Origin of the sequence: Arthrobacter antioxidans, from assembly GCF_023100725.1 — a bacterium.
Taxonomy (GTDB): domain Bacteria; phylum Actinomycetota; class Actinomycetes; order Actinomycetales; family Micrococcaceae; genus Arthrobacter_D; species Arthrobacter_D antioxidans.
In genome coordinates this window covers 3,745,483-3,771,211 of sequence record NZ_CP095501.1, presented here as the reverse complement: position 1 = coordinate 3,771,211, position 25,729 = coordinate 3,745,483, and the positions used below count along the sequence as shown (strand labels likewise).

22 protein-coding genes are annotated in these 25,729 nt (G+C 68.7%); 16 read left to right on the top strand and 6 right to left on the bottom strand.

Features of this window, described 5'->3' with window-relative positions; genetic code table 11:
• Positions 1-7: 7 nt before the first annotated feature.
• The 3 genes from MWM45_RS17570 to MWM45_RS17560 all read right to left on the bottom strand — a co-directional run bounded on the left by MWM45_RS17570 (position 8) and on the right by MWM45_RS17560 (position 3,972).
• Complete coding sequence (locus MWM45_RS17570; RefSeq protein WP_247827571.1) at positions 8-1,618, bottom strand: discoidin domain-containing protein; 1,611 nt, start codon at positions 1,616-1,618, stop codon at positions 8-10.
• Positions 1,619-1,692: 74 nt separating this feature from the next.
• Entirely contained in the window at positions 1,693-3,420 is a 1,728-nt protein-coding gene (murJ, locus tag MWM45_RS17565; RefSeq protein ID WP_247827570.1) for a murein biosynthesis integral membrane protein MurJ, read from the bottom strand.
• Positions 3,421-3,492: 72 nt separating this feature from the next.
• Positions 3,493-3,972 (bottom strand): NUDIX hydrolase, encoded by a 480-nt coding sequence (locus tag MWM45_RS17560; RefSeq protein WP_247827569.1) that lies wholly within the window; start codon positions 3,970-3,972, stop codon positions 3,493-3,495.
• Positions 3,973-4,164: 192 nt separating this feature from the next.
• Here MWM45_RS17560 and MWM45_RS17555 point away from each other — a divergent pair, with 192 nt between their 5' ends.
• Positions 4,165-5,610, top strand: coding sequence for a CCA tRNA nucleotidyltransferase (locus MWM45_RS17555; RefSeq protein ID WP_247827568.1), 1,446 nt, complete (start codon positions 4,165-4,167; stop codon positions 5,608-5,610).
• On the top strand, positions 5,607-6,257 hold the full coding sequence (locus MWM45_RS17550; RefSeq protein ID WP_247827567.1) for a histidine phosphatase family protein: 651 nt from the start codon (positions 5,607-5,609) through the stop codon (positions 6,255-6,257). The genes MWM45_RS17555 and MWM45_RS17550 overlap by 4 nt, the downstream gene beginning before the upstream one ends.
• Before the next feature lie 10 nt (positions 6,258-6,267).
• Here the strand turns inward: MWM45_RS17550 and MWM45_RS17545 are convergent, their stop codons facing one another.
• Positions 6,268-7,431 (bottom strand): DUF418 domain-containing protein, encoded by a 1,164-nt coding sequence (locus MWM45_RS17545; RefSeq protein ID WP_247827566.1) that lies wholly within the window; start codon positions 7,429-7,431, stop codon positions 6,268-6,270.
• A 622-nt stretch (positions 7,432-8,053) separates the two neighbouring features.
• On the opposite strand from MWM45_RS17545, the gene MWM45_RS17675 reads away from it, so the two are divergent.
• The 4 genes from MWM45_RS17675 (at position 8,054) to MWM45_RS17530 (ending at position 12,089) form a co-directional block, all read left to right on the top strand.
• Complete coding sequence (locus MWM45_RS17675) at positions 8,054-8,176, top strand: hypothetical protein (RefSeq protein WP_269076564.1); 123 nt, start codon at positions 8,054-8,056, stop codon at positions 8,174-8,176.
• Between the two features lie 171 nt (positions 8,177-8,347).
• Positions 8,348-9,595, top strand: a complete 1,248-nt coding sequence (mshA, locus tag MWM45_RS17540; RefSeq protein WP_247827565.1) for a D-inositol-3-phosphate glycosyltransferase — start codon at positions 8,348-8,350, stop codon at positions 9,593-9,595.
• Between the two features lie 29 nt (positions 9,596-9,624).
• Complete coding sequence (locus MWM45_RS17535) at positions 9,625-10,395, top strand: phosphatase (RefSeq protein WP_247827564.1); 771 nt, start codon at positions 9,625-9,627, stop codon at positions 10,393-10,395.
• A gap of 26 nt (positions 10,396-10,421) precedes the next feature.
• Positions 10,422-12,089 (top strand): formate--tetrahydrofolate ligase, encoded by a 1,668-nt coding sequence (locus tag MWM45_RS17530; RefSeq protein WP_247827563.1) that lies wholly within the window; start codon positions 10,422-10,424, stop codon positions 12,087-12,089.
• 80 nt (positions 12,090-12,169) lie between these two features.
• Here MWM45_RS17530 and MWM45_RS17525 read toward each other — a convergent pair whose 3' ends face one another.
• Positions 12,170-13,255, bottom strand: coding sequence for an inositol-3-phosphate synthase (locus MWM45_RS17525; RefSeq protein ID WP_043442636.1), 1,086 nt, complete (start codon positions 13,253-13,255; stop codon positions 12,170-12,172).
• A 191-nt stretch (positions 13,256-13,446) separates the two neighbouring features.
• Between MWM45_RS17525 and MWM45_RS17520 the strand changes: the two genes are divergently transcribed.
• From MWM45_RS17520 to MWM45_RS17485, 8 genes are all read left to right on the top strand, one after another.
• Positions 13,447-15,060, top strand: coding sequence for a glycosyltransferase family 87 protein (locus MWM45_RS17520; RefSeq protein WP_247827562.1), 1,614 nt, complete (start codon positions 13,447-13,449; stop codon positions 15,058-15,060).
• Positions 15,061-15,070: 10 nt separating this feature from the next.
• Positions 15,071-16,168, top strand: a complete 1,098-nt coding sequence (locus tag MWM45_RS17515; RefSeq protein WP_247827561.1) for a lipid II:glycine glycyltransferase FemX — start codon at positions 15,071-15,073, stop codon at positions 16,166-16,168.
• 36 nt (positions 16,169-16,204) lie between these two features.
• The gene (locus tag MWM45_RS17510) at positions 16,205-17,644 is read left to right on the top strand and encodes a phytoene desaturase family protein (RefSeq protein WP_247827560.1); all 1,440 of its coding nucleotides are present in this window, start codon (positions 16,205-16,207) and stop codon (positions 17,642-17,644) included.
• A gap of 168 nt (positions 17,645-17,812) precedes the next feature.
• Positions 17,813-19,057 carry a glycerophosphodiester phosphodiesterase family protein gene (locus MWM45_RS17505; RefSeq protein WP_247827559.1) on the top strand — a complete coding sequence of 415 codons (1,245 nt, stop codon included), beginning with the start codon at positions 17,813-17,815 and terminating at the stop codon, positions 19,055-19,057.
• A gap of 411 nt (positions 19,058-19,468) precedes the next feature.
• Entirely contained in the window at positions 19,469-20,521 is a 1,053-nt protein-coding gene (locus MWM45_RS17500; protein WP_247827558.1) for a DUF8173 domain-containing protein, read from the top strand.
• A gap of 137 nt (positions 20,522-20,658) precedes the next feature.
• On the top strand, positions 20,659-20,961 hold the full coding sequence (locus MWM45_RS17495) for a DUF1003 domain-containing protein (protein WP_247827557.1): 303 nt from the start codon (positions 20,659-20,661) through the stop codon (positions 20,959-20,961).
• A 310-nt stretch (positions 20,962-21,271) separates the two neighbouring features.
• On the top strand, positions 21,272-21,700 hold the full coding sequence (locus tag MWM45_RS17490) for a hypothetical protein (RefSeq protein ID WP_247827556.1): 429 nt from the start codon (positions 21,272-21,274) through the stop codon (positions 21,698-21,700).
• A gap of 222 nt (positions 21,701-21,922) precedes the next feature.
• Positions 21,923-22,441: a hypothetical protein gene (locus tag MWM45_RS17485; RefSeq protein WP_247827555.1), complete on the top strand. Its 519-nt coding sequence runs from the start codon at positions 21,923-21,925 to the stop codon at positions 22,439-22,441.
• 83 nt (positions 22,442-22,524) lie between these two features.
• Here MWM45_RS17485 and MWM45_RS17480 read toward each other — a convergent pair whose 3' ends face one another.
• Complete coding sequence (locus MWM45_RS17480; protein WP_247827554.1) at positions 22,525-22,782, bottom strand: hypothetical protein; 258 nt, start codon at positions 22,780-22,782, stop codon at positions 22,525-22,527.
• A gap of 366 nt (positions 22,783-23,148) precedes the next feature.
• Here MWM45_RS17480 and MWM45_RS17475 point away from each other — a divergent pair, with 366 nt between their 5' ends.
• Together MWM45_RS17475 and MWM45_RS17470 are read left to right on the top strand one after the other, a co-directional pair.
• Entirely contained in the window at positions 23,149-24,435 is a 1,287-nt protein-coding gene (locus tag MWM45_RS17475; RefSeq protein WP_247827553.1) for a hypothetical protein, read from the top strand.
• A gap of 199 nt (positions 24,436-24,634) precedes the next feature.
• Positions 24,635-25,705 (top strand): ATP-binding protein, encoded by a 1,071-nt coding sequence (locus tag MWM45_RS17470; protein WP_247827552.1) that lies wholly within the window; start codon positions 24,635-24,637, stop codon positions 25,703-25,705.
• Positions 25,706-25,729 lie beyond the last annotated feature (24 nt).

Genomic DNA, 25,729 nt, shown 5'->3' with positions numbered 1-25,729 from the left:
CAGGGGATCAGCCGACCTCGATCTCGGCGATCCTGAGCCCGAACGGGAACTGGGCCTGGATGTTGGAGAGCCGAGGCAGCTGCGTGAAATTGATGATCACGTACCGTCCCGTGACGGGACCGTCCGGGCCGGCGGGGATGGGCAGGTTCGCCGTCGGCGCGGTGAAGCCCCCCTGGGCGATCTGCTCCGCGCCGTCGAGCGTGGGCTGGTCGTTCACCAGGACGGAGAAGGTGCCGCCCGCCGCGTTCAACTGGTCGATGGTGACCTGCGTGATGGTGGACTCCTCTTCCAGTTCGACGACGAGCGCGAGATTCGTGGCGAGGCCTCCGAAGGTGTCACTGGCGTAGACCTGATTGCCCCAGAAGGTCGCAGGGTTCCCGTCGATGATCAGCGGCAGTGTCCGGTCATTGCCGGCGTCGAGCCCGGGGTTGTCCGGTACGAGTCGGGTGATGCCCGTGATCACGGGAGCCACCGCCGCAGGGGTCGGCTCCGCCGAGGGAGTGGCCGGAGCCGTCGTCGGGGCCTCGGCGGGTGCGCTCGTGGACGGGACGGGAGCGTCGTCCGCGACGGGCCGGCTTCCGCTGAACACCGACCCGAGGTGCGTCGTTGCCAGGACGACGGCGACCACCAGGACGACGGTGAGCACCACGCCGACGAGGACGCGGGTGAACTTCCGCCCGCCGCCGTCGCTGTCGTCGTAGTCGTCGCGGTCCGCCTGCTCCGTGTCGTACTCGTCGGAATCACCGGAATCACCGGAATCACCGGAATCGCCGGTGTGCGCGTCGTCGTCGTCGTTGTACGCGGACAACGGGAACCTCGAGGCCGGCCGCGCGGCCTTCTGTGCCCCACTGGCGGAAGCAGTTCCAGCGGCGGACGTGGCGCCGACGCTCGATGCTCCTGCTGCGGCGCCGGCCGCCACGGCGGCGGGGTCCAGGCGTTCCGGGCCGTCCCCATCATGCGACCCCGCCGAACCTGCGGCCGACGTCCCGCCCGGCCGCCGGTTCGGCGGCGGGGGAACGCGATGCGAGGACGACCGCTGCTCGGCCAGGGGCTGCGCGGCGGTCGGCTCGGCTGTGACGGGCTCGAGATCCGAGGTGTCGTCCTGCTGTTGGTTCCCGGGACCTCGTCGACTGAAACGCTGCGTCAGGCCGGACAACCGCGAGGGGCGCTGGGGCCTGGCGTCGTCCTCGTCGTAGTGGTCGTCGTCGTCGTAGGTCTCGGGTTCCGTGGAACGCGGTCGGCCGAAGATCTCGGAGCCGAGCGTGTCGGTGAAGAACGGTTCGATGTACGGCGCGTCGTGGGCCGGGGCGTCCTGCTGGACGATCAGGTCGAGCATGTCGGCGGCAGGTGCGCGGTTGGTCACCAGGTAGGTGCCGGAATCGGTGATGCCGAGGTCGAGGACCTGGATGTTCCCGTTGCGGTCCCCCGTGGCCAGTTCCCGGGCGCTCGTGGCCACCTGCGAGGCATTGCCGGCCGAGGCGACGAGGATGCTGACGGCCCGGTTGAGGACCTGGTCGACGCCGTCGAGCACGAGATCCTTCTCAGCAGATGCCAGCACGTAGGCGGTCACCTTGTAACGGCCACCCAGCACTGAACCGACGTCTACTGCTTCTGGCACGTGTTCCTCCCCGGAAACCCTGGCTGATTTTTACCCATGCTACCGGTCGGTCGTCCCATTCCCGGGCTGGTGGGTCAGCCGCCGCTCCGGCGGAATCGAGCGAATATCGGGCCCGTGAGTTCGGTGAGTTCGGTGACGCGCAGCATTTTCAGCATGACGAGGTACACGGCCAGCATGAGGACGCCGCCGATCGCGAGCACGACGATGGCGTTCAGTTTCGACTGCCAGAGGAAGCCGTCCGCGCTGTACCCTCCGAACGCCCAGCACAGTGCGGTCCCCGCGATCGCCGCCACGATCCCGGCCAGGGTGAGGCGGACATGGACGTCGAAGACGTGTCCGGCGCCGTAGGAGCCGATCTTGCGGGTGAGGAACAGATGGCTGACGACGACGGCGATCGCGTTGCCCAGCGAGTAGGCGACGGCCAGCATCGGTACGATCAGCCGCGGATCGAACGTACCCGCGACGAGGGCGAGGCTGACCCCTACGGCGGACAGGATGATCTGGATCTTCAGCGGCGTCCTGACGTCCTCGCTCGCGTAGAAGACGCGGTTGAGGAAGAAGTTGGCACTGAGGAACGGGGCGCCCACGGCGAGGATCGCGATGATCACCCCGTTGATGGCCGCACTCTCCGGTGACTCGCTGAACAGCATGCCGAGGGGTCCGGCGAAGGTGAGCAGGGTGGCAGCGCCGAACACGGTCGCGACTCCGATGATGCGCAGACCCTGGGACAGGGTGGCCCGGACGGTGGGGAGATCGCCGTCAGCATGCGCTGAGGACAGCTGGTTGAACATGACCGTGGCCAGGGACAGCGCGATCACCGCGTGCGGCAGCTGGTACACCATCGCAGCGAACTCGAGGTTGGTCCACCCCGCGATCTGCACGGGCGGATCCTGTGCGAGGAGCCGCGGCCGGGCGTCGGAGGCGATCGTGGCGATCTTCAGGTTCACGAGATAGAGGCCGTTGCCGATGAGCATCGTCAGGATCGTCACCGAGGCGAGCTTCCCGGTCCGCCCGAGGCCCGTGCCGCGGATCCCGAACTTCGGCCGCAGGCCCAGGTTCAGGCGCTTCAGCGGGATGAACATCACGAGCGCCTGGATCACGATGCCGAGCGTGGTCCCACCGGCCAGCAGCACCGTCTGCTCCATGGTCCACGTCTCCGGCTGGTGCCGTTCCGCCTGCTCGCCCCCCATGAGGGCGATGAAGACCACCAGGAAGGCGATGGACACGACGTTGTTGACCACGGGAGCCCACATGTACGGGCCGAACGACCCGTTGGCGTTGAGGATCTGACCGGTTACCGCGTAGATACCGTAGAAGAAGATCTGTGGAAGGCACCAGAAGGCGAAGGCCGTCGTGAGAGCGAGATTCGCTCCCGTGAAGTTCGTGGTCACGCCGACGATGACCGGCGCGGCGAGGGTGACGAGCACGGTGAGCACGAGCAGGACGACGGCGGCGAGCGTGAGGAGCCGGCTGACGAAGTCCGCGCCCCGGTCCGCCTGCTTGCTGGCGCGGATGATCTGGGGCACCAGGACGGCATTGAACACACCCCCGGCCAGCATCAGGTAGAGGAAGTTGGGGAGGTTGTTGGCCGAGGTGAAGAGGTCCGAGACCTGACCCGCAGCGCCGATCGCCGTCGCCAGCAGCGCCACGCGGACCAGGCCGAGGATCCGGGAGACGAGGGTGCCGGCGGCCATGATCGCACTCGACCGGACGGTGGAGCCGCCGCGCGGCGCCGAGGGATCGTCGCGGACCGGGTGACCGGGGTCCTGCGTGGGTACCGAGGCTGTGTTCGTGTCAGACATCGCTCCCCATCGTCTCACCGATGGGACGGCGACGGCGCGCCGCGACCCGCTCGGGCTGGTCGCCGGCCGGACTCAGAGGTGCTCGGGCAGGACCTCGCGGGCGAGGTCGGCGATCCGCCGTTCATTGGGGAAGGACAGGCGGCGGCCGAGGTCCTGCAGGGGCACCCAGGCGACGTCGACGGCCTCATGATCGGGATCGTTCTCGATGGTGAGGTAGCCGCCGGTACTGATCAGGAGGTAGTGGTGGACGGTCTTGTGCACGCGGTGGCCGCTGACCGTGAACCAGTAGTCGATGCTGCCGAGCGCGGAGACGATCCTGCCCTCGATACCCGTCTCCTCGGCGATCTCCCGGACGGCCGCTTCCTCGTTGTTCTCCGAGCCCTCGGGGTGGCCCTTGGGCAGGCACCACTCGAGGCGTCCTCCGCGGTTGAGGCGGGCGATGATGGCGACGTCGAGGGTCTCCTTCGACGCATCGACGACGATGCCGCCCGCGGACACCTCCTCCACCGTGGGCAACTGGTGCTGCACGGCAGGCATACCCGTGGTTCCCATTGACACTGTCAACGGGGTGCGCTTCGGAGCACTTGGAACGGGTCGGTCCATGCAGACCACTCTAACGATCTTTGGAACGGGGCGACGACGACCCGACCCCCGGCCTGCCCGTTTCCGCGGCAGTGTCACGGCATCGTGCGGCCCGGTCCCCGGTGTGGGAAACGGGTGCTGATCTGGCACCCTTGAGAGACTATGGCGCACCTGCTGGACACTTCGACCCTCACCGCACCCCTCCCCTCCGTTGTCCTCGAGGTCGGCGGGCTCTTCGACGCCGCGGGCCATGAGCTCTCGCTCGTCGGGGGGCCGGTGCGCGATCTCTTCCTCGGCAGGGTGTCGCCCGATCTGGACTTCACCACGGACGCCGACCCGGACCAGACCCTCGCGGTCGTCAGGCGCTGGGCGGACGCGTACTGGGAGATGGGCCGGGCGTTCGGCACGATCGGCCTCCGCAAGGACGGCTACCAGATCGAGATCACCACGTACCGCGCAGAAGCGTACGACCCGTCGTCGAGGAACCCCACGGTCGCCTTCGGCACGAACCTCGACGACGACCTCGAGCGCCGCGACTTCACGATCAACGCCATGGCCCTCAGGCTGCCGTCCCTCGAACTCGTCGACCCGTTCGGCGGTGTCCGGGACCTGCACGCGGGAGTCCTCCGCACTCCCGGCACGCCGTCGTCGTCGTTCTCCGACGACCCGCTGCGCATGATGCGCGCCGCGCGCTTCGTCTCCCAGTTGGGTATGGTTCTCGCCCCGGAGGTGACGGAGGCGATGACGCACATGTCCGAGAGGATCTCGATCATCTCCGCCGAGCGCGTGCGGGACGAACTGGTCAAGCTCCTCCAGGGCACGGCGCCCGACGCCGGGATCGACCTCATGGTGGAGACCGGGCTCGCGGAGCACGTGATGCCGGAGGTCTCCGCCCTGCGGCTGGAGACGGACGAGCACCACCGCCACAAGGACGTCTACCAGCATTCCCTCACCGTCCTGCGCCAGGCGTGTTCCCTCGAGTCGGGCGAGGACGGCCCCGTTCCGGGGCCCGACGTCGTCCTGCGGCTCGCCGCCCTCCTGCACGACATCGGCAAGCCCGCCACCCGGAAGTTCGAGCCCGGAGGCGCGGTCAGCTTCCGGCACCACGACGCCGTCGGCGCGAAGCTCGCCGCGAAGAGGCTGCGGGCGCTGAGGTTCGACAACGACACCATCAAGGCCGTCGCGCGTCTCGTGGAGCTGCATATGCGGTTCTACGGCTACGGCGAGGCAGGTTGGAGCGATTCGGCGGTCCGCCGCTACGTGAGCGACGCCGGCCCCCTCCTCGAGCGGCTCCACCGCCTCACCCGCTCCGACGTCACCACCCGCAACCGGCGCAAGGCCGAACGGCTGGCGTTCGCCTACGACGATCTCGAGGCGAGGATCGCCGCGCTCGCCGATCAGGAGGAGCTGGCGTCGATCCGCCCCGACCTCGACGGCGAGCAGATCATGGCGCTGCTCGGGGTCCGCCCCGGCCCCGTGGTGGGTCGCGCCTACCGCTTCCTCCTCGAGGAACGCATGGAACACGGCCCGCAGGACCCCGCCGCCGCCCAGACCAAACTCCGCCAGTGGTGGAGCGAGCAGCCCGAATCCCAGGAGAGCACCCCATGAAGCCGTTGTCAGGCGCCGCAGCACCGGACCTCACCCCGTCCGGGACACCCCTGCCCCGCCTGTGGCTGCTCCGGCACGGCGAGACGGAATGGTCCAGGGACGGCCGCTACACGGGCCTGACCGATCTCCCCCTGACCGGATACGGGGAGGAGCAGGCGCTCGCCGCGCGCGAGCACCTCCAGGGCATCGATTTCGACCTCGTGGTGACTTCGCCCCTGCAGCGCGCGGTCCGCACGGCCGAACTCGCGGGGTTCCCCGACGCCGAGGTGCTGCCCTATGCCCACGAGTGGGACTACGGCGACAACGAGGGGCTGAACAGTGCGACGGTCCGCGCGGAGAACCCCGACTACCTGATCTGGAACGACGGCGCACCGCACGGCGAGACCCTGGACCAGGTGGCGGAGCGGGCGGATCGCGTCATCGCCCGCGTCCAGGCGGGATGCGGCACTGCCGCCGACGACGACCCCGGGGCGACGCCCGTGCAGAACGCGCTGCTCGTGGCACACGGCCACTTCCTGCGGATCGTCGCGGCCCGCTGGCTGCAGTTCGGCGGCATCGAGGGCCGGCGGTTCGTCCTCGGCACCGCCGCGGTCTGCGCGCTCGGCTGGGACAAGCACACGCCCGCCATCGTGCACTGGAACCTCTAGGTCGACAGATCTACGCGCCGTCGGGCCCCGGCCCCTGCCGCGGCGCCCGGCGGGCGAAGCTCCGGAGGGCCCATTCGAGCGGTCCGGTCCGGTACCTCGCGAGGATGAGGCGGCTGGCAGCAGCCTGCCCGGCGAAGAGCACGACGACGACCAGGACCACGAGCGTGGCCGGGAGGCGGTCCATCAGGCCGAACCCGTACCCGGTGAAGACGAGGCACAGCACGGCGGACTGGGCGAGGTAGTTGCTCAGTGACAGGCGCCCGGTCGGGGCGAGCACCGCGGTGACGGCTCGTCCGGCGCGTGAGCCCAGCACCAGCAGGAGGGACGCGGCGTAGCCCACGGTCACGAACGGGGATGCCACGACCGAGATCCCGGTGGCCAGGAGCGGCACCGCACTGCCGCCGGCCCACACGTCGAGGTAGGCCGAGTACGCCGCGCCGGCCAGCCCGAGGGGGAGGGCGAGGACGACGACGCGCCACAGCACGGCGCGGTCGGGCACCGCCGGCCGGAGGACGCCCAGCATCGCCAGGGCGGAGCCCGCGAGGAAGGCCGCGAGGGCGAGCGGCCCCTGGAAGAACACGACGGAGGGAAGAACGACACCGTAGGTCGCCGCATTGGCGGCCAGTGCGGCGGCAGGGGACGCCGTCGGTGCGATCGGCGCGCCGGCGGCGCCGGCCGCACCGCCGACGAGCACGAGCGCCGCCACGGTGACGAGGAGCAGGGCCATCCCCAGCGTGATGCCGATCGCGAGACCGAGGCGCGCGCGCGGCGCGAGGGACCCGGCAGCGAGCAGGATCGCTCCTGCCAGCGCGTAGGTGAGGAGGATGTCGCCGTAGAACAGGATCAGCCCGTGAACGACGCCGAGGACCCCGAGGAAGACGAGGCGCCGTGCCACGAGGCGTGCCGGGTTCCTGCCGGACGCCGCTGCTAGCACGACGGATCCGTAGCCGAACAGCAGCGCGAACAGCAGGTAGAACTTGCCCTCGAAGAACGTCACGACGGCGAACCGGATGACGAGGTCCGCCCGTGATGAGGTGGAAGGATCCTGACCTCCCGCCAGGTGGGACGAGTCGGCGAAGAACCACACATTGACCATGAGGATCCCGAAGAGGGCGAATCCCCTCAGGGCATCGATCTGTACGATGCGTGAGCTCGCGGCCGGCGGTCCCGACACCCGATGTCCACCTCTCCCCGAAAATATCCGGACCAATTCATCCGAAGGGCTATCCCTGCGCATATTCCATACGGTAGCTTTATTCACGTGCCATTGGGTCTTCCCAACTCGAACATTTCGTACTCTTGAGCAGTTCGTAGCTCGGGAGAACAGTTCGTACCTCGAGCAGCGAGGGAACCCGTGGCCGCATGACTGCAGGTCACTCGACGGAATGGAGGTGGAGATCGTGAATACCATGCTCGGCGGAGCCTTTGCCCGCCGCACCGATCCCGCCTTCGTCACCCGTCGCCATTAGGAAGCCAGCGCACCGGCGGTAGCCGGTCGACCAGCACCATCCCCATTCCCGTGCCCGTGCGCGGCTTCCTCGTCCCATTCTTTTCCGGTAATGCCCTTCGTGGCTCGTACCTGCCGAATTCCGTCCTGCCGAAAGTCCGTCATGCCCGATTCCCGGCCCATTCCCGACCAATTCACCGACAATCCCTCCGTACCATTTCCCGCCTCCGGCGAATTCATCATGGGCGGATCGCTGACCCCACTCCCGGACGCCGGTCCGGGAGTGGACCTCCCGGGTGCCCCGTCCCGTCCGATGCCCGGTTTCCACCGCAGGAAGGAGGTGCGGCGCATGCTGAGGAGATGGAGGAACAGCCTGTCCGTGTGGGGACAGATCTGGGCCGATCGGCCCCGTGACCCCTGGGAGGCGTCGCAGCGGTTCACGCTGCCCCAGCACACCACGTACATCAAGTGACGTGCGGGCCGGGCCGCGCCGACCGCAGCCGGCGATCAGATCAGCGATCCCGGATGTGGTCGGCGACCGGCAGGGTGCCGCCGGTTCACGGAATGGGGGGTGCGGACGCGGCGTTATAGGGTCGGAAGGTTATGCGACCGGTCTTCCCCCGCCGGTCGGAAGGGAGATGGTGTGTCCGGCGTCAGGCGCGTGGCCATGCTGTCCCTGCATACCTCGCCGCTCGAGCAGCCCGGCACGGGGGACGCGGGCGGCATGAACGTGTACGTCAGGAGCACGGCCCTCGAGCTCGCCGGCGTCGGGATCGACGTCGAGATCTTCACCCGGGAGGCGGGTGAGGGACGCCCGCGGCGTGAGGTGCTCGCCGACGGCGTCGTGGTCCACCACCTCGACGCCGGGCCCCGCCGCCGCATCCCGAAGGAAGACCTCCCGGGCCTGACGGACACCTTCGCCGACGCGATCACCGATGTGGCCGATCTCCTCGCGGATGGTCATTTCGACGTCCTGCATTCCCACTACTGGGTCTCCGGACTCGTGGGTCTCACGCTCAGCCGGGAGATGAACCTCCCCCTGATCCACTCCATGCACACGATGGCGAAGGTCAAGAACCTGCGCATGAAGGCACTCAGCGCCCCGGAACCGGCGGATCGGATCGCCGGTGAGGAGGCGGTCGTCGAGGGGGTGGCCCGCCTGATCGCGAACACGAGCACCGAGGCGTCCGAGCTCATCTCGCTCTACGGCGCCGACCCGGACCGGGTCGACGTCGTGGCTCCCGGCGTGGATCTCTCGACGTTCAACCCGGGTGACAGGGCCGCTGCGCGCGCTGCACTGGCGTTCCCGCCGGAGCAGTTCCATGTGGTGTTCGCCGGGAGGATCCAGAAGCTGAAGGGTCCGCAGGTCCTCGTCGCCGCGGCCGCGGAACTCCGGCGCCGCCGGCCGGACATCCCGCTCGCCGTCAGCATCCTCGGCGCGGGAAGCGGTGCCGAGGCGCTGGCCCTGCAGCCCCTCATCGACGCCGCCGGCCTCACCCGGGACGTGCGCCTCTACCCGCCCGTGACCGCCTCCCACCTCGCCCAGTGGTTCCGTTCCGCGGATGCTGTGGTCATGCCGTCCTTCAGTGAATCCTTCGGCCTCGTGGCGCTGGAGGCGCAGGCCTGCGGAACCCCCGTGGTCGCCGCCAACGTCGGCGGGCTGCCGCAGGCCGTCAGCGACGGGCGCAGCGGCCTCCTCGTGAACGGCCACTCCGCGACCCACTGGGCGGACGTGCTCGAACGGTTGCACGACGACGTCCACCTGAAGGAGACACTGGGCCGGGGGGCCGCCACCCATGCGCTGGCGTTCGGCTGGCAGCGTACGGCCCTGCTGACGGCGCAGAGCTATCGCACCGCCGTCGAGCGGTTCCCCGCGGCGACCGCCCGCTGAAGCCCCGCCCGGGAACCTAGGATGGAAGCGTGAATCCCGCCGAGCTCGCCGCATACCTCGATTCCGTTCGCATCACCGGCCTGGTGGCCACGCCGCGGCAGGACAACCTGAAGCACATGCGGCTCTTCCTCGAGCGCAACGAGCACCTCGAGTTCGGGGTGGAACACACCCGCGACTGGACCTATGACGACGTCTTCGACCTCATGCACGAGCGTGTGGGGACGAGCCCCGACCGGGACCACACGGAGGGCCAGGACACCATCGACGCCGGGAAGTGCGTCGCCGCCCTCGACCGGTTCGCCGACCGGCTGGGGGAGTCGGCCCGCCGGCGGGAGCGGATCCTCTTCGCGACAGGCCACCCGGCGGGCCTGCTCCCCGTCCACGCGGCCTTCGCCCGGGCGGTGGCCGCCGCGGGTGCCACGGTGGTGCGGGTCCCGGAGGGGCGCGTCTTCGGCGCCGGCGACATCCGCCAGGTGTTCGGTGTGCTCGTCTGGCATCAGCACGGCGGCCTCATGCACACGCACTTCCCCGAGCCCATGCGCCTGAGCCTCGACACGCTCACCGCTGCCGGACACGACCTCCCGGATCTCGTCGTGGCCGATCACGGGTGGGCAGGCCATGCGGCGAATGCCGGGCTGCCCACCGTCGGCTTCGCGGACTGCAACGACCCCGGGCTGTTCGTCTCGGAGGCGCAGGGCCAGCTCGACGTCGCCGTCCCGCTCGACGACAATGTGACCCCGGGACTGTACGAACCCCTCATCGACTACGTCCTCGGGCGGGCCGGGCTTCCGCGGGCCTGATCCCGGCGCGCTGATAGGTTGGCTGCATGAGCGATCTTGAGATTGCCCGCGCCGCCGCGGTCAGGCCCATCGAGGACATCTCCGATGCGGCCGGGATCCCGCGGGAAGCCCTCGAGTTCCACGGCCGGTACAAGGCGAAGATCGACCCGCGCCTGTTGCCCGAGGACGGCCGTACCCCCGGCAAGGTGGTCCTGGTCAGCGCCATGAGTCCCACCCCCGCCGGGGAGGGGAAGTCCACCTGCACGGTGGGGCTCGCGGATTCGCTCGCCCGGGCGGGGCAGCGGGTGATGATCGCCCTGCGTGAACCGTCCCTCGGCCCCGTGCTCGGCATGAAGGGCGGCGCGACCGGCGGTGGCTACTCGCAGGTGCTGCCGATGGACGAGATCAACCTGCACTTCACGGGTGACTTCCATGCCATCACCTCCGCGAACAACGCGCTGGCGGCGCTGATCGACAACCACATCCACCAGGGCAACGAGCTCGGCATCGATCCGCGGCGCATCACGTTCAAGCGGGTCCTGGACGTCAACGACCGCGCACTTCGCGAAGTGGTCATCGGCCTCGGGGGGCCCATGCAGGGAACGCCCCGCCAGGACGGCTTCGACATCACCGTGGCCTCCGAGATCATGGCCGTCTTCTGCCTGGCCGCCGACCCGGCGGACCTGAAGGAACGCCTGGCGGACATCACCTTCGGCTACACCTACGACCGCCGGCCGCTGACCGTCCGCGACCTGCAGGTGGAGGGTGCCCTGGCGCTGCTGCTCAAGGACGCCCTCAAGCCGAACCTCGTGCAGACCATCGCCGGCACACCGGCCCTCGTGCACGGCGGTCCCTTCGCGAACATCGCGCACGGCTGCAACTCGGTCATCGCCACCCGGACGGCGCGCCGCCTCGCGGACATCGTCGTCACCGAGGCCGGCTTCGGCGCGGACCTCGGTGCCGAGAAGTTCATGGACATCAAGGCGCGGGCCGCGGATCTCGCACCCGACGCCGTCGTGATCGTCGCGACGGTCCGCGCCCTCAAGATGCACGGCGGGGTGGCCCAGGCGGACCTCGCGACGCCCGACGCCGATGCGCTCCGGGATGGGACGGCGAACCTCCTCCGCCACGTGCGGAACATCGAGAAATTCGGGATCCGGCCCGTCGTCGCCATCAACAGGTTCGGCACCGACTCGCCGGAGGAGCTCGACTGGCTGCTCTCCTGGTGTGCCGGGGAGGGGATCGCCGCCGCCATCGCCGACGTGTGGGGCCAGGGCGGCGGCGGCCCCGGCGGGGACGAGCTCGCGGCCGAGGTCCTGGCCGCCCTCGAGCGGCCCGTCGCCTTCTCCCACCTCTACCCGCTCGACCTCCCCGTCCAGGAGAAGATCCGCACCATCGTGCAGGAGATGTATGGCGCGGACGGCGTCGAGTTCTCGGTCCCGGCCCTGCGCCGGCTGAAGGAGATCGAGGCGAACGGGTGGTCGGGGCTGCCCGTGTGCATGGCGAAGACCCAGTACTCGTTCTCGGACGACGCGAGCGTGCTCGGCGCACCCAAGGGCTTCACCGTGCACGTCAGGGACCTCATCCCCAAGACCGGCGCCGGGTTCATCGTCGCGCTCACCGGCTCCGTGATGACGATGCCCGGACTACCGAAGGAGCCGGCCGCGCTCCGGATGGACGTGGATGCCGACGGCAACGCCGTCGGGCTGTTCTAGTACCCGTTTCTGCCCCGGGAACGGGCCGGAACGCGCAGGAGGCCGGGACGGCGATCCGTCCCGGCCTCCCGTGATGCCGGCTAGCGTTCGATGTCGCCGCGGATGAAGGCCTCGACCTTCTCGTGCGCGATGTCGTCCGCGTACTGCTCCGGCGGCGACTTCATGAAGTAGCTCGACGCCGAGAGGATTGGTCCGCCGATCCCACGATCCAGGGCGATCTTCGCCGCGCGGATGGCGTCGATGATGACCCCGGCCGAGTTCGGGGAGTCCCAGACCTCGAGCTTGTACTCGAGTGACACGGGGGCGTCACCGAAGTTGCGGCCCTCGAGGCGCACGAAGGCCCACTTGCGGTCGTCGAGCCAGGCGACGTAGTCCGAGGGGCCGATGTGGACGTCATTGGCCCGCAGCTCGGCCTTGACGTTCGAGGTGACGGCCTGGGTCTTGGAGATCTTCTTCGACTCGAGGCGGTCGCGCTCGAGCATGTTCTTGAAGTCCATGTTGCCGCCGACGTTCAGCTGGTAGGTGCGGTCGAGCGTGACGCCGCGGTCCTCGAACAGCTTCGCCATGACACGGTGGGTGATCGTGGCGCCGATCTGGCTCTTGATGTCGTCGCCGATGATCGGGATACCGGCCTCGGTGAACTTGTCCGCCCACTCCTTGGTGCCGGCGATGAAGACGGGGAGGGCGTTGACGAACGCGACGCCCGCGTCGATGGCGCACTGCGCGTAGTACTTCGCGGCGTGCTCCGAGCCGACGGGCAGGTAGCAGACCAGGACATCGGCCTTGGAGGCCTTGAGCTGCGCCACGATGTCGACGGGCTCCTCGTCCGACTCCACGATGGTCTCGCGGTAGTACTTGCCGAGGCCGTCCAGGGTATGACCGCGCTGGACGATGACGCCGGTGGGCGGCACGTCGGCGATCTTGATCGTGTTGTTCTCGCTGGCACCGATGGCCTCGGCGAGGTCGTGGCCCACCTTCTTGCCGTCGACGTCGAATGCCGCCACGAACTGCACGTCACCCACGTGGTACTTGCCGAACTCGACGTGCATCAGGCCGGGAATGGCACCTGCCGCATCCGCGTCGCGGTAGTAGTGCACGCCCTGGACCAGCGACGCGGCACAGTTGCCGACTCCAATAATTGCCACGCGAATGGGGTTCTGTCCCACAGTTCTCCTCGAAAGCCAGTTGAATATGCCCCGGCCGTCGTCGCCCCGGGCGCGGTCGGCAGGGAATGCCAGTGTACGTTCAGTTTCCAACGCGGGCGGCTGCCGCCTCATTCCTCGATCCGGTCCCCGCCCCCGATCGCGTGCCCGGAGCGCTGCCCGTCCGCCGGGTGCGGGGCGGCTAGGCTCGGGGGATGACCTCGGGCACGGGCAGGCGCGGCCCCTACCGCATCAGCGTCCCGAGCCGGTCCGATCCGGCGCTGCGGCCCCTGGTCGAGGGCGTCGGGGGCCCGCTCGGACGACGCACCGACCCCGGCCGGATCTCGCCGGGCTGGTTCACGGTGGAGCGGGTGCTGATCCTCCTGACCGTCTGCTCGGCCGTCCTGGCCGTCGTCGTCAAGAACCCGTGCCGGATCCAGGGATGGTCCTCCCCGGACTACTTCTACCGCGCCTGCTACTCCGACTGGACCGAGCTCTACCGGAGCCGGGGTCTCGGGGAGGGCGTCCTGCCGTTCATCACCCCCGGCGCACTCTTCGAGTACCCGGTGCTGCTCGGGCTGCTCGCCTCGGGCACCGCGGTGCTCGTGGAGGTGGTCGCGGGCGGCGCGGACGCCGCGACGGCCTCCCGCCTCTATTTCGACGTCAACGCCGTGCTCCTCGCCGGGGTGTGGATCCTGACGGTCCTCGCGACCCTCCGACTCGCAGGACGGCGCCCTTGGGACGCGGCCGTCGTGGCCACGGCGCCGGTCATCATCCTGGCCGGCACCATCAACTGGGATCTCTGGGCCGTGCTCCTCGCGGCCTCCGGAATGCTGGCATTCGCGCGCGACCGGCCGGTCCTGGCCGGGATCCTCTGGGGGCTCGGCGCCGCGGTGAAGCTCTACCCGGTCCTGGTTCTCGGGGCGGTGCTGGCCCTGGCGATCCGGACGGGGCGCTACCGTCCCTTCCTCGGTGCGGCGGCCGGCGCGCTCGCGGCCTGGCTCGCCGTGAACCTGCCGTTCCTGCTGCGTGATCCGGCAGGCTGGGGCTATTTCCTCACCTTCTCGGAGACGCGCGACGCCGGATTCTCCTCGGGTTGGTACGTCTACAACGCGCTGGCGCGGCAGGCAGGCGTCGCCATCCTCACACCGGGCGCCATCAACACGGGTGCCGCCGTCCTGTTCGTCCTCGCCTGCGCCGGCATCGCGGTCCTCGCGCTGCGGGCGCAGCGCAGGCCCCGGCTCGCCCAACTGGCCCTGCTCATCGTGGGCGCGTTCATCCTCTGCAACAAGGTGTACTCGCCCCAGTACGCCCTGTGGCTCGTGCCGCTCGTGGCACTCGCGGTTCCCCGATGGCGGGTGGTCCTCGCCTGGCAGTTCGTGGAGGTCCTCCACTGGGCGGCGGTCTGGCTGTATCTCGGGGGCATGACGAGCGGGGGCGCCGCCGCGAACAACCTGGGACTCGGCACGTACTCCTGGGCGGTCCTCGCTCATATGCTTGCTACGGCATACGTCATGGGGGTGGTCGTCGCGGAGATCCTCGCGCCACGCGGCGATGTGGTGCGGCGTGGCGGCATCGACGACCCCCAGGGTGGCCCGTTCGACGGGGCGCGCGACCGGTTCACCCTGGGAACCCGGGGATCCTCGCCCCGTCGGGGGCCGTCGGAGGGGCTGCGGACGGCGGAGCCCTCCGTGCGCGCTGCTCCGATAGGCTTGCAGGACCGCGCGGACGCAACCCTCACCGCGTCGGCCGACGGTGACGGACCCCGGTCGGCCGGCACTCCCGATCCGCAGCGCGCCCGATCATCGACCCGAGCAGACCTCCAGTGAGAGACCCCCAGTGAACGAAGCACTCCTGACCTACAGCCCGCTCGACCGGCAGGCCTTCGACGCCATCGCCGCCGCGCACCCCGTGGTGGTGATCCCGCTCGAGCAGACGCCCGATTGGGTCGACTTCGAGCGGGCCCTCGGGCGCACGCCGCTGGGCATCTGGGCGTACCGGGATGCAGCGGGCACGCTCGTCGCGACCGCCAGTTACGTCCACGTGGTCCGTCGCTTCCGGGAATCCGTCGTCGTGGTCAACGGACCGGTCTGGTTCGCGGAGCGGACCCCCGCGGCGGAGCGCCTGTTGATGGAGACCGTGCGCCGGCAGTTCCGGGACCACCCGACGGTGCACCCGCTCTATGTCCGCCTGCAGGTCGCCACCCCGCAGGCCCCCGCTGCCGGTCCGATCGAGCACGGCTGGTACGAGCGGGAGATCGTCGTCGACCTCACGCCGTCCGAGGCGGACCTGCTGAAGAGTTTCCGGCCGAACGCACGCAACAGCATCCGGCGGGCCCAACGCAACGGCATCGAGATCAAACATATTCCGCGCAGCGAATGGAAGCAGGTCTTCGCGACCGAGCTGTACCCGATCCTGCAGGAGACCGCGGAACGCGACGGCTTCCAGTCCTTCGACTCGTCCTACTACGAGACCCTGCTGACCGTACTCGGCGACCACCTCCGCCTCCTCGTCGCGTACCGTGCCGGGAGGCCCCTGAGCTGGCTCATCACCACGGAGTACCGCGGCCACGCCGTCTACTACTTCGCCGGCAGTACCCTCGCGGCACGCAACACCTTCGCCCCCTACCTGCTGCTGTGGGAGGCGTTCAGGGCGCTCAAGGCCGGGGGGAACACCGCGTGCGGCCTCACCGGCATCGAGAGCGAGAACTACCCGTCACTGGCCAACGTCACGACGTTCAAGCGGAACTTCTCGAAGAACGTGGTGGTGGTGCCCACGACCTACGACATCCCGCTCGACGCCGGCCGCTACACCGCGGTGGCGTCACTGCTGGCCGCGCGCCGGAGGGGGCCGGCAGCCGCACGGCGGACCGTCGACCGACTCCGGCAGGCGGCCGATCGGGTCGGCGGGCGCAGCCGCACGAGCACGGAGACCTGACCGGCGGGGATCGCCCCGCCCCGAAGAAAGGAAGCCATGGTAGATGTCGAGGTCGTCGGCGCCGGTCCCAACGGACTCGCGGCCGCCGTCGTCATGGCGCGCGCAGGCCTGTCCGTACGGATCCACGAAGCCGCGCCGACCATCGGCGGCGGCTCCCGGTCCATCGAGCTCATGCAGCAGGACCACCTCCACGATTTCTGCTCGGCCGTCCACCCGATGGCCCTCGCCTCGCCGTTCTTCCGCGCCTTCGAGCTGAGCCGGCGCATCGGCTTCGCGGTCCCCGAGGTCTCCTTCGCCCACCCCCTCGACGACGGGCGGGCAGGTATCGCCTACCGCAGCCTCGACAGGACGGTCGAGGGCCTCGGCGTGGACGGCGAGGCGTACCGGCGGCTCCTGCAGCCGCTGAGCGACCGCGAACAGGCCATCCTCGCGTTCACCCTCAACCACGTGGTGCGCGTCCCGAAGAGCCCGGAGGCCACCGTGCGGTTCGGCCTCGCGGTCCTCGACCAGGGACTGCCGTGGTGGAACCGCCGCTTCAGCACCGAGGAGGCGAAGGCCCTCGTCACGGGTGTCATGGCGCACCCCGTGGGGACCCTGCCCTCCCTGACCGGGGCAGGCGCCGGTCTGGTGCTGAATCTCCTGGCCCATACCGGGGGCTGGCCCATCCCGGTCGGGGGATCGCAGTCCATCGCGGACGCCCTGGCGCTCGACGTGCGGCAGCACGGTGGGCAGATCATCACGGACAGCAGGGTGGAGACCCTCGCGGAGGTGTCGGACGCGCCGGTGGTGCTGCTCGACGTCGCACCGAAGACGTTCCAGGCGATGTCCCGGGGGCGCCTCCCGGCCGCCTACCAGGCGGCGCTGAAGGCCTTCACCTACGGCAACGCCGCGTGCAAGGTGGACTTCATCCTCTCCGGGCCCGTCCCGTGGACCCACCCCGAACTGCACCGCGCCGGAACGGCGCATCTGGGCGGGACGCGGGAGGAGATCGCCGCCGGTGAGAAGCAGGTCAACCAGGGCATCCACCCGGACAGCCCGTACGTGCTGCTCTCCCAGCCGTCGTCGTTCGATCCCACCCGCACGCCCGAGGGCCGGCACACGCTCTGGACCTACTGCCACGTGCCGCGGGGCTCCACACGGGACATGGCCGAGGCCGTGACCGCCCAGATCGAGCGGTTCGCGCCGGGCTTCCGGGACGTCGTCGTGCAGAGCCGGACGACGACGGCCGGCGAGCTCGAGGTCTACAACGCCAACTACGTGGGCGGTGACTTCAGCAGCGGGGCGGTGAACCTCCGCCAGATCATCGCCCGGCCGGTGCCGTCCCTGCAGCCGTGGGCGACGCCGATCAAGGGCGTCTACCTCTGCTCGCAGTCCACGCCGCCCGGCCCGGGCGTCCACGGGATGGCCGGGCTCAACGCGGCGAGGCTGGCGCTCCGACGCGAGTTCGGGCTGACCGTCCCGGCCCTCGGACTCTGAGGGCTCCGGCGCCCGGTCGTCAGGATCCCAGCCTCGTGGGCCGTTACCTGAGGTAACGGTGCCTTTCACCGGCAGTTCATGCGCCATTGAGCGGAGTGCCGGACGGGGACGGTTGGCTCGAGGTGAGCGGTCATCGCTTGCGTGTCCTCCACCCGAAGGGATCCATCCATGCCCCGTTTCGTCCGTTCCATCCGTTCGGCGGCCGCCGTCGCCGTCGGGCTCTCGTTCCTTGCTGTTCCCGCCCACGCCGTCCCGGTCGGCACTGTCACCCAGGCGTCCGAGGGTCGCGGCGAGGCCAAGCGCCAGACGGGTCCGGTCCTCGTGGGACACCGCGGTGCCGGCGGTACGGCGCCCGAGAACACCGTGGCGGCCTTCAAGGACGGCCGGTCCTCCGGCGCGGACTTCATCGAGATCGATGTGCAGCTCAGCGCCGACGGTGTCCCGTTCCTCTTCCACGACGACACCCCCGCCCGCACCACCAACGTGGAGGACGTGTTCCCGGCCCGCGCCGGCGACCCGATCACGTCCTTCACGTGGGCCGAGCTGCAGCAGCTCGACGTCGGCTCGTACTTCGACGGGCGCTTCGTCGGCGAGAAGGTCCCGCACCTCGACGACGCCGCCACGGTGGCCACCCGCAACACCGGCGTGTACATCGAGATCAAGTCGCCGGTGAACTCACCCGGCATCGAGGAACTGGTGGCCGCCGAGCTGAGCACCGATCCCGCCTGGCAGAAGCTGGTCGACGCGGACAAGGTGCAGGTGCTCGGCTTCGACGAGTCCTCCAACCGCAGGTTCGCCGCCCTGGCACCCGAGGTGGAACTGCAGCAGCTCACGGGTGTGGTCCCGGGGTCCGAGGTGCTGGCCGAGTGGGCCACCTTCGTGGATTCCGTCGGCGCGAACTATCGTGGCCTCACTGCCGCCGATGTCGCTCGGGTCAAGGACGCGGGCCTCGTGATGGGCGTCTACACCGTGAACTCGCCGGAAGCCGTGCAGGCCGTCGTGGACCTCGGTGTCGACGTCGTGACCACCGACTTCCCGATCCAGAACAGCCGCTACCTGCGCGGGATCCCCGTGTTCCCGGGTGCAGCCCTCGAGATCAGCGGGGCCGTGAACAACCCGGCGGGCGACGACGTCCAGGTGGACGCCGGTGAGTACGTGACGCTGCGGAACGCCTCCGGCTCCGCAGTCGACGTCAGCGGCTACTTCCTCCGGGACGCCGCGAACACCGTCCTCCGCGTGGGGGACGGCTACGTCCTGCAGCCCGGTGGTGAGCTGCGCGTCCACACCGGGCCCGGCACGAACACGCCGACCGCCTACTTCAACGCGATGCCGTCCTCGGTGCTCAACAACACCGGCGACTCGCTGGGGCTGTGGACGCCGGACCTGCGCCTGGTGGACGTCTACGCGAACTGACGGTTCTCACCGGAGGACCCACGGAGCCCGGTCGGGGGCTGAGCCGGCCCCCGACCGGGCTCCGTGGGAGCCCGACCGGGACCCTGTCCGGATCACGGGACAGCACCGACCACCAGCACGGTCCCACTATCGGGACCTTCGACTCTCCTCCAGGGTGAACGCCACTGAGAAGCTCGACCCGCTCGCATCGTCGGGGTCGGCCGAAGAGCTTCGACTGGTCAGCAGGCACACACGCTCGCGACGCCGACGAGGGCCCACCACATCATGTGCACCCCAGGCAGGAGAGTCGTCGCAATGGAAGTAATCCCACACACCCGGAGGGTTCTTGCCGCTGTTCTCACGGCGGGAATCCTCGTCGTGGCGACAGGGTCGGCGTCGGTCGCTGCTCTTCCGGCATCGGGCCCGTCGTCCGTGCCCGCTGTGGTCAACGATGGCGTCGGTCCGCAGTTCTACAGTGATTCGGTTGTCGATATCGCCGGTGATGTCGACGGGGACGTGTACGCAGCAGGACAGAGCATCACCATCTCCGGTGATGTCACCGGTGATGTCATTGCAGCGGCCCAGACCATCACCATCACCGGGAACGTGGACGGCAATGTCCGGCTCGCAGGGCAGGACGTCACGATCACCGGTGACATCTCACGGAGCGGAACGATCTTCGCGTCGATCGTGAAGGTCACCGACGCGGGTTCGTTCGGCGGCGATCTGGTGGGTGGTGCGGAGGACATCGTGCTCGCGGGGGCGGTCGGCCGTGATCTCATCGTCGGCGTCGGAGGCCTCACCATCGATGGGACGGTCGGAGGTGACGTCACCTATACCAGTGACCGGGACGCTCGGATTGCCGAGGGCGCCGTCAGCGGCACGGTGGAGCGTGTCGTGTCACCGCAGCCACCCACTGTCGAACCCTCGCCCTGGGCGTTGTTCATCGGGTGGCTCCTCGGATTGCTCTATGCGCTGGTTGCGCTGAGCCTCGTGACAGCACTCGCTGGACTACTCTTTCCACGCGTGCTGCATCGGGTCACCAATCAGCTCGTCCCGACGCCGTGGAGGGCCCTGCTCGTCGGATTCGTGGCGTCGATCGCTGTTCCTATCGCGCTGCTGGTCATTCTGGTGACGATCATCGGGGCGCCCCTCGCCCTTGCAGGTTTCCTGGTCTGGCTTGTTCTCACGCTGGCGACATTCGTGCACGTCGCGTACTACATCGGAAGGCTCCTGTTCCGGGGACACCAGCCTCCGGTGGTGAAGGCTCTGGTCGGCGGTGTGATCCTCATCGTCGCACTGCAGATCCCGTGGCTGAACATCGCCGTATGGGCCGCCATGGTGTTCCTGGGTCTCGGCGCGCAACTCCTTGCGATCTACGATCAGCGGCCGTGGCGCCGCGCCTGGACCGAGGGGGAGGCCGCCCCGGATTCCCCCACAATCAGGTCGACAACAGACCAAGGCTTCGCTCAGACGCAGGCCTGAGGCGCGGGTTGGCCCGCCACACCCTCCGAGGAAGAACAATGCCCCGACTCCACCCTCCCCCGCCACTGCATGAACACCCGGTCGTGACCAGGTTCCGGGAAAGGCGCGCCAGGCAACCGCAACTGAGGATTGCCGATGTGATCACCGACTTCGCCGGATCCATGCCTTTCGTCTACGTCCATGTCGTCGTATTCGCCGTGTGGATGCTTTTCGTCGAGGAGAGCCCGTGGCCGACGCTGACCCTTGTCGTTTCACTGGAGGCGATCTTCCTGTCGACCTTCGTCCTGATCGGGCAGAACCGCGCATCCGCCTTCCAGCAGGAGAAGGCGGATCACGATTTCCTCGAGGCGGAGACGGAAGTGAAGACCAACACCGAGCTCACCCGCGAGATCCACAGGCTCACCGTGGAACTGCACCGACGGGTTGTCGGTCCGTTGTGACCCGCACGTGAACCGTGATGTCGTCGACCGACGTGACGCCAGGGAATTCTCGCGAAGTGTCCCATTCCCAGCCGCCAGACCACGGATCGGAGCGTTCGCCGAGACCGCGCCTGCTCTGCGGCATGCGGCCCCCTCGGCGGATGCAGGGCGCACACCTGATCGAAGGACTTTCGGCCCTAATCGTTCGCGAGCCCAGGGGTGAGTCTGGAACGACGGTGGGATCGGCTCCTTCGAAGGGGCACCGCCGTCCCGGAGACGGCGATCTCCCGTCACCTCACAATCAGAGCCACCACAGTGAAAGGAAATCCTCATGCCCCTCTCCGATGATCTGAGCAGGCTTGCGGCCCGAGCGAAAGAAGCAGAAGACCGATTCGCCGCCGCCGAGCAGGATGCACACGCGAAGCTCCAGCAGGATGTCCGGAGCGCACGGGACTCGCTGCAGAAGGGCACGGACCGGCTGCGCGAGACCGCCGAAGCCAACAAGGGAAAGGTCGCTGCGTGGTGGGGCGACGTGCAGAAGAGCTGGGACGAGGACATCGCCTCTCTCCGCCGCGATATCGAATCCAAGAAGGCAGAGCACGACGTCAAGGCTGCACAGCGCAACGCGGACGACGCCGAGGAAGACGCGAAATTCGCGATCGCGTACGCCTACTGGGCTGTGGAAGAGGCCGAGTACAGGGTCCTCGACGCCGCATTGGCTCGGAAGAACGCCGACAGCATGGCATCGGCCGGCGGGTGACCCGGGCGGGTAGAACCTCGACGCCGGACGACTCCCAACCCTCATCGAAACTGGTGCTGGTGCGGTAGCCGAGAGTCGTCAGTCGGTGGGACGGGTGTTGCCCGCTCCTTCGTCCGGCGCCGATGGCAGTGCCGGTAGCGTCGCAGCCCTCAGCGCCAGATGCACTTCCTGCCCATCGGTGAGACACCACGGATTGTGATACAGCGACTCTAGGAGCAGAACGTGGCTCCCGTCCTCTTCAGCGGACCACCCGGCGCGACCGCGCAGCAGCGCTCCGAAGCCCTGAAGGAGCGTGTGTACGTCACGTTCACCACGCTGGCCGTGACGATCGCCGTCGAACGCGACTCCGAACATGCCACAGTCGGTGGCGCTGCGTTGACGCTGTTGCTCACCGTTGTGGGCACGCTGCTGGCAGTGTTCGTTGCAGATGTAACCGCGCACATGGTTCGGGACAGCTCCCTGCCATCCCGCGCCGAACTCACCCATCTCGCCTATGTGAGTTTCGGGTCCCTGGGGGTGCTTCTGGCGCCGATGGCGATCCTGGGGCTCAGCGCCCTCGGCGTGCTCGAACTGGCGCCGGCGCTCCGGCTGATAGCGGTAGCGCTCGTCGCCACCCTGATGGTCGTCACGTTGTTCGCTGTTCGTCGCCTACGCGTAAGGCCACGGCTCAAAATCCTGGTACTTGCCATCATGGCAGTACTCGGACTGGCAGTGCTCGCTCTTGAACTCGCCATCCACTGAGCCTGTCGCGCCACGGTCTACCGGCACCTCAGCCTGGAATGAATGAGGTGCCGTCGAGCGATCAGCAAGAGGAGTGCTGATGCTCAGTCGTCGCCGTCGCCGTCGCCGTCGTCTTCTCCGTCGCCCTCGTCTTCTCCAGCGCCGCCGTCGTCGTCGCCGTCATCGATGTCATCGCTATTGTCGCTGCCGTCATCCGGCTGGTTGTCCTGGTTCTGGGAATCGTCTTGCTGTTCCTGGTTGTTATTGGAGCCCTCATCCTGGGTCGGGTTGTCGCAGCCCGTCAGGGCAAGGGCGATCAGGGTGGCGACAACAGCAAGAAGCTTGTGCAGACCTGTTTTCATGGAGATTCCTCTTCGTCGTATTCGTGAAGTCCTTGGCCAGTGAGGTCGCATCGCTGCTACCCGTCAGTGCTCCGCACCCGTGATTGCCGATCGGCAGGATCGCGATCGGGGTTTCCCCTCGGACCACGCTAGGCACTGACTATGAGAAGGACATGAGACTTCCACCAGCTCCGTGATGCGACGTGATCACCGGTGAGCAGCGCCACACTGCTCCCCGCCGGCGGAGCCGGACTCGCGCGGAACCGGGGGGCTACGGGTCGCTGATCCAGGTGCATGCATCCGATATTTCTCATGCTCTCCTCATCTGCCGTTTGTACGCTCCAGCAGTATGCAACCTGGTGAACGCGATGATGACGGTGGGCAGCGATGAGCACCATGGAACAAGAATCTGGTTCCGGTACGGCGCGTGAGATGGAACGGCGGGACGACCCACGGCTGGCGAGGGTCTTCTCGACGTCGGGTCGATCACCGGTCGAGGCCCCGCTGAGCGCCTTGATCGTCGGAACGGGGCGCGACCGTGGTGCTTTGGCTGCTGCCCGGTCACTGTCTGCCGCCGGGTGGCGCGTGGGGCTCGGGACCCCGGAAGGCGGCGGCATGGCTGGAGCATCACGAGCCGTGACGGCGCGGCACACTGTTCCCCGTCCACGCGGAGACGGCGAATCGTTCGTACTCGGGGTCAGGGCTGCCGTGCAGTCCGGAAAGTACGCGATGGTCTTCGGTTCCGGAGACGACTGGATGGCCGCGGTCTCCACCTATCGGAGCCGGATCCCGGCGCTCAATCCCCACCCTCCGGCGAATGTCGTCTCGAATGCCCTGGACAAGGTCCGGCTCGCTGAGCATGCTGCAGCAGCAGGGCTATCCACCCCCTTGATCCGTGATGCCGACGAGGCGAGCATCCAGTCTTGGCGTGGCCCGGTCATCGTGAAGAGCCGCGCTCACTGGAACCCAGGACAAACCCGGCAAACCCGCATGGAGGCGAGAACCTACCCCACGATCAGTGCGGCCGAACCGCGGATTCGTGACCTCCAGGCAGCAGGTGCCCAACCCGTGCTTCAAACACCGGTTGCGGGCCGATTGAGCGCTCTCATCGGGATCTTCGACCGGGGACGCCTCACCGCGCGGGTGCAGCAGGAAAGCACGAGGTTGTGGCCCACGCCCAACGGGATCTCGACGCGGGCTGTCACGGTGCCGGTTGATGAGGTGCTTGCCTCCCGGGCGGAACGGCTTCTTGCGGGGCTGGGCTGGCGGGGCCTGGTCGAGCTCCAATTCCTCATCGACAGTCACAGCACCTATCACCTCATCGACCTCAACGGCCGCTTCTTCGGCTCCATGCGACTCGCGGACGCCGCCAGACCCGGGATGATCGATCTGTGGGGTCACCTCACGTTGGGCATCGACCACGGGGGGCTCCCGGACGGAGTGCCCGGGCTCCGCTACGCCTGGACGGCTGGAGATCTTCGTCGCGCCGTCGTCGAGCGGCGCGGCGGGTACCTTCGCGATGTCGCGGACACGCTCCGCTGGGCCGCTACCTCGCGGCACAGTGTGTGGCAGCTTTCCGATCTCGGACCCACCATGGAGCTCGTCAAAGCACGCATCCCAGGACGCCGACACGATGTGCGGGAGCCGAGGCCCCGTGCACCATCCAGCGGATAGGAGCGCCGGCCCGTCATCGCGGCGGCGGACCGGCAACCTGGGCGTTCTGGCGGTTTCATCCGCCGTCCCGAGGAGGGGCGGACCCCGCTTGCCGCACCGATGGCGCCTCCCTGATCGTCCGATCCGCGGGAGAGGAGCCTTCTGGTGGGTGGTTCGGATGTGATAGACCGGTCCGGAACCGACGAACGATGGAGAAGATATGTCCCATCAGCTGAGAATCGGCACCCTCGACGACGGCCGTACGCCCGCTGAGCTGGATGCCACGCGATTCAACCGCCACACGTTCTGGTGCGGGCAGAGCGGATCGGGGAAGACCTACGCGCTGGGTGTCGTCCTCGAACAGCTGTTGCTCCGGACCCGGCTGCCGCTCCTGGTCCTCGATCCGAACGCGGACTTCGTCCGACTGGGAGAACTCAGGGAGCCGCTCACCGGGGGTGCGGGGGCTTTCGATGATGTGCGTGTCCTCCGGGCCACCGGGAGCGGGTCCGACCACGTCCGTGTGCGGTTCCTGGACCAGCCACTGGAGTCGCGCGCCGCCGTCCTGGGTCTCGACCCGGTGCTCGACCGCGAGGAGTACAACGTCCTCGTCCACCTCGAGAACGAGGTGGACGTGAAGGACCACGGCGATCTGGTCGGCCAACTGCGGGCCAGGGGCTCCGCCCCCGGGCGGAACCTCGCGACGCGCATCGAGAATCTCGGCGTCCTCGAATGGGACCTCTGGGCGTGGGGCGGCCGGTCCGCGGAAGACGTCATCGACGAACGCCCGCGCGCGACCGTCCTGGACCTGGGCGGGTTCCGGTTCCCGGCCGAACCGCAGGTCGCCGCCCTCAGCGTGCTCGATCACCTGTGGAAGAAGCGCGAGGAACGCCGCCCGATCCTCATCGTGATCGACGAGGCCCACAATCTCTGCAGCCCGGACCCGACCACGCCCGTCCAACGTGCGCTCACCGAACGGATCACCCAGATCGCCGCGGAGGGGCGCAAGTTCGGGCTCTGGCTTCTTCTGTCGACCCAGCGACCGTCCAAACTCCCCGTCAACGTCCTGAGCCAGTGCGACAACCTCGTCCTGATGAAGATGTCGTCGCCGCGGGATCTTGCCGAACTGGCCTCCGTCTTCGGCTACGTCTCGCCCGGTACCCTCGACGACGTCCTCCATTTCACGAAGGGCCAGGCCCTGGTCGCAGGGGGCTTCATCGCCGCTCCGTCGGTGGTGCAGGTGGGCGCACGGCTCACCCATGAAGGGGGGGCCGATATCCCCGTACCTCTCTGAGGCAGCCCCGGAACAGACCCATGG

Bases quoted from the DNA above. Each gene is read 5' to 3' on its own strand.
- MWM45_RS17480 (WP_247827554.1), bottom strand. From the start codon at position 22,782: ATGAAAACAGGTCTGCACAAGCTTCTTGCTGTTGTCGCCACCCTGATC.
- MWM45_RS17520 (WP_247827562.1), top strand. From the start codon at position 13,447: ATGACCTCGGGCACGGGCAGGCGCGGCCCCTACCGCATCAGCGTCCCG.
- MWM45_RS17555 (WP_247827568.1), top strand. From the start codon at position 4,165: ATGGCGCACCTGCTGGACACTTCGACCCTCACCGCACCCCTCCCCTCC.
- MWM45_RS17490 (WP_247827556.1), top strand. From the start codon at position 21,272: ATGCCCCTCTCCGATGATCTGAGCAGGCTTGCGGCCCGAGCGAAAGAA.
- MWM45_RS17470 (WP_247827552.1), top strand. From the start codon at position 24,635: ATGTCCCATCAGCTGAGAATCGGCACCCTCGACGACGGCCGTACGCCC.
- MWM45_RS17560 (WP_247827569.1), bottom strand. From the start codon at position 3,972: ATGGGAACCACGGGTATGCCTGCCGTGCAGCACCAGTTGCCCACGGTG.
- MWM45_RS17530 (WP_247827563.1), top strand. From the start codon at position 10,422: ATGAGCGATCTTGAGATTGCCCGCGCCGCCGCGGTCAGGCCCATCGAG.
- MWM45_RS17675 (WP_269076564.1), top strand. From the start codon at position 8,054: ATGCTGAGGAGATGGAGGAACAGCCTGTCCGTGTGGGGACAGATCTGG.
- MWM45_RS17475 (WP_247827553.1), top strand. From the start codon at position 23,149: ATGAGCACCATGGAACAAGAATCTGGTTCCGGTACGGCGCGTGAGATG.
- murJ (WP_247827570.1), bottom strand. From the start codon at position 3,420: ATGTCTGACACGAACACAGCCTCGGTACCCACGCAGGACCCCGGTCAC.
- MWM45_RS17510 (WP_247827560.1), top strand. From the start codon at position 16,205: ATGGTAGATGTCGAGGTCGTCGGCGCCGGTCCCAACGGACTCGCGGCC.
- MWM45_RS17505 (WP_247827559.1), top strand. From the start codon at position 17,813: ATGCCCCGTTTCGTCCGTTCCATCCGTTCGGCGGCCGCCGTCGCCGTC.
- MWM45_RS17550 (WP_247827567.1), top strand. From the start codon at position 5,607: ATGAAGCCGTTGTCAGGCGCCGCAGCACCGGACCTCACCCCGTCCGGG.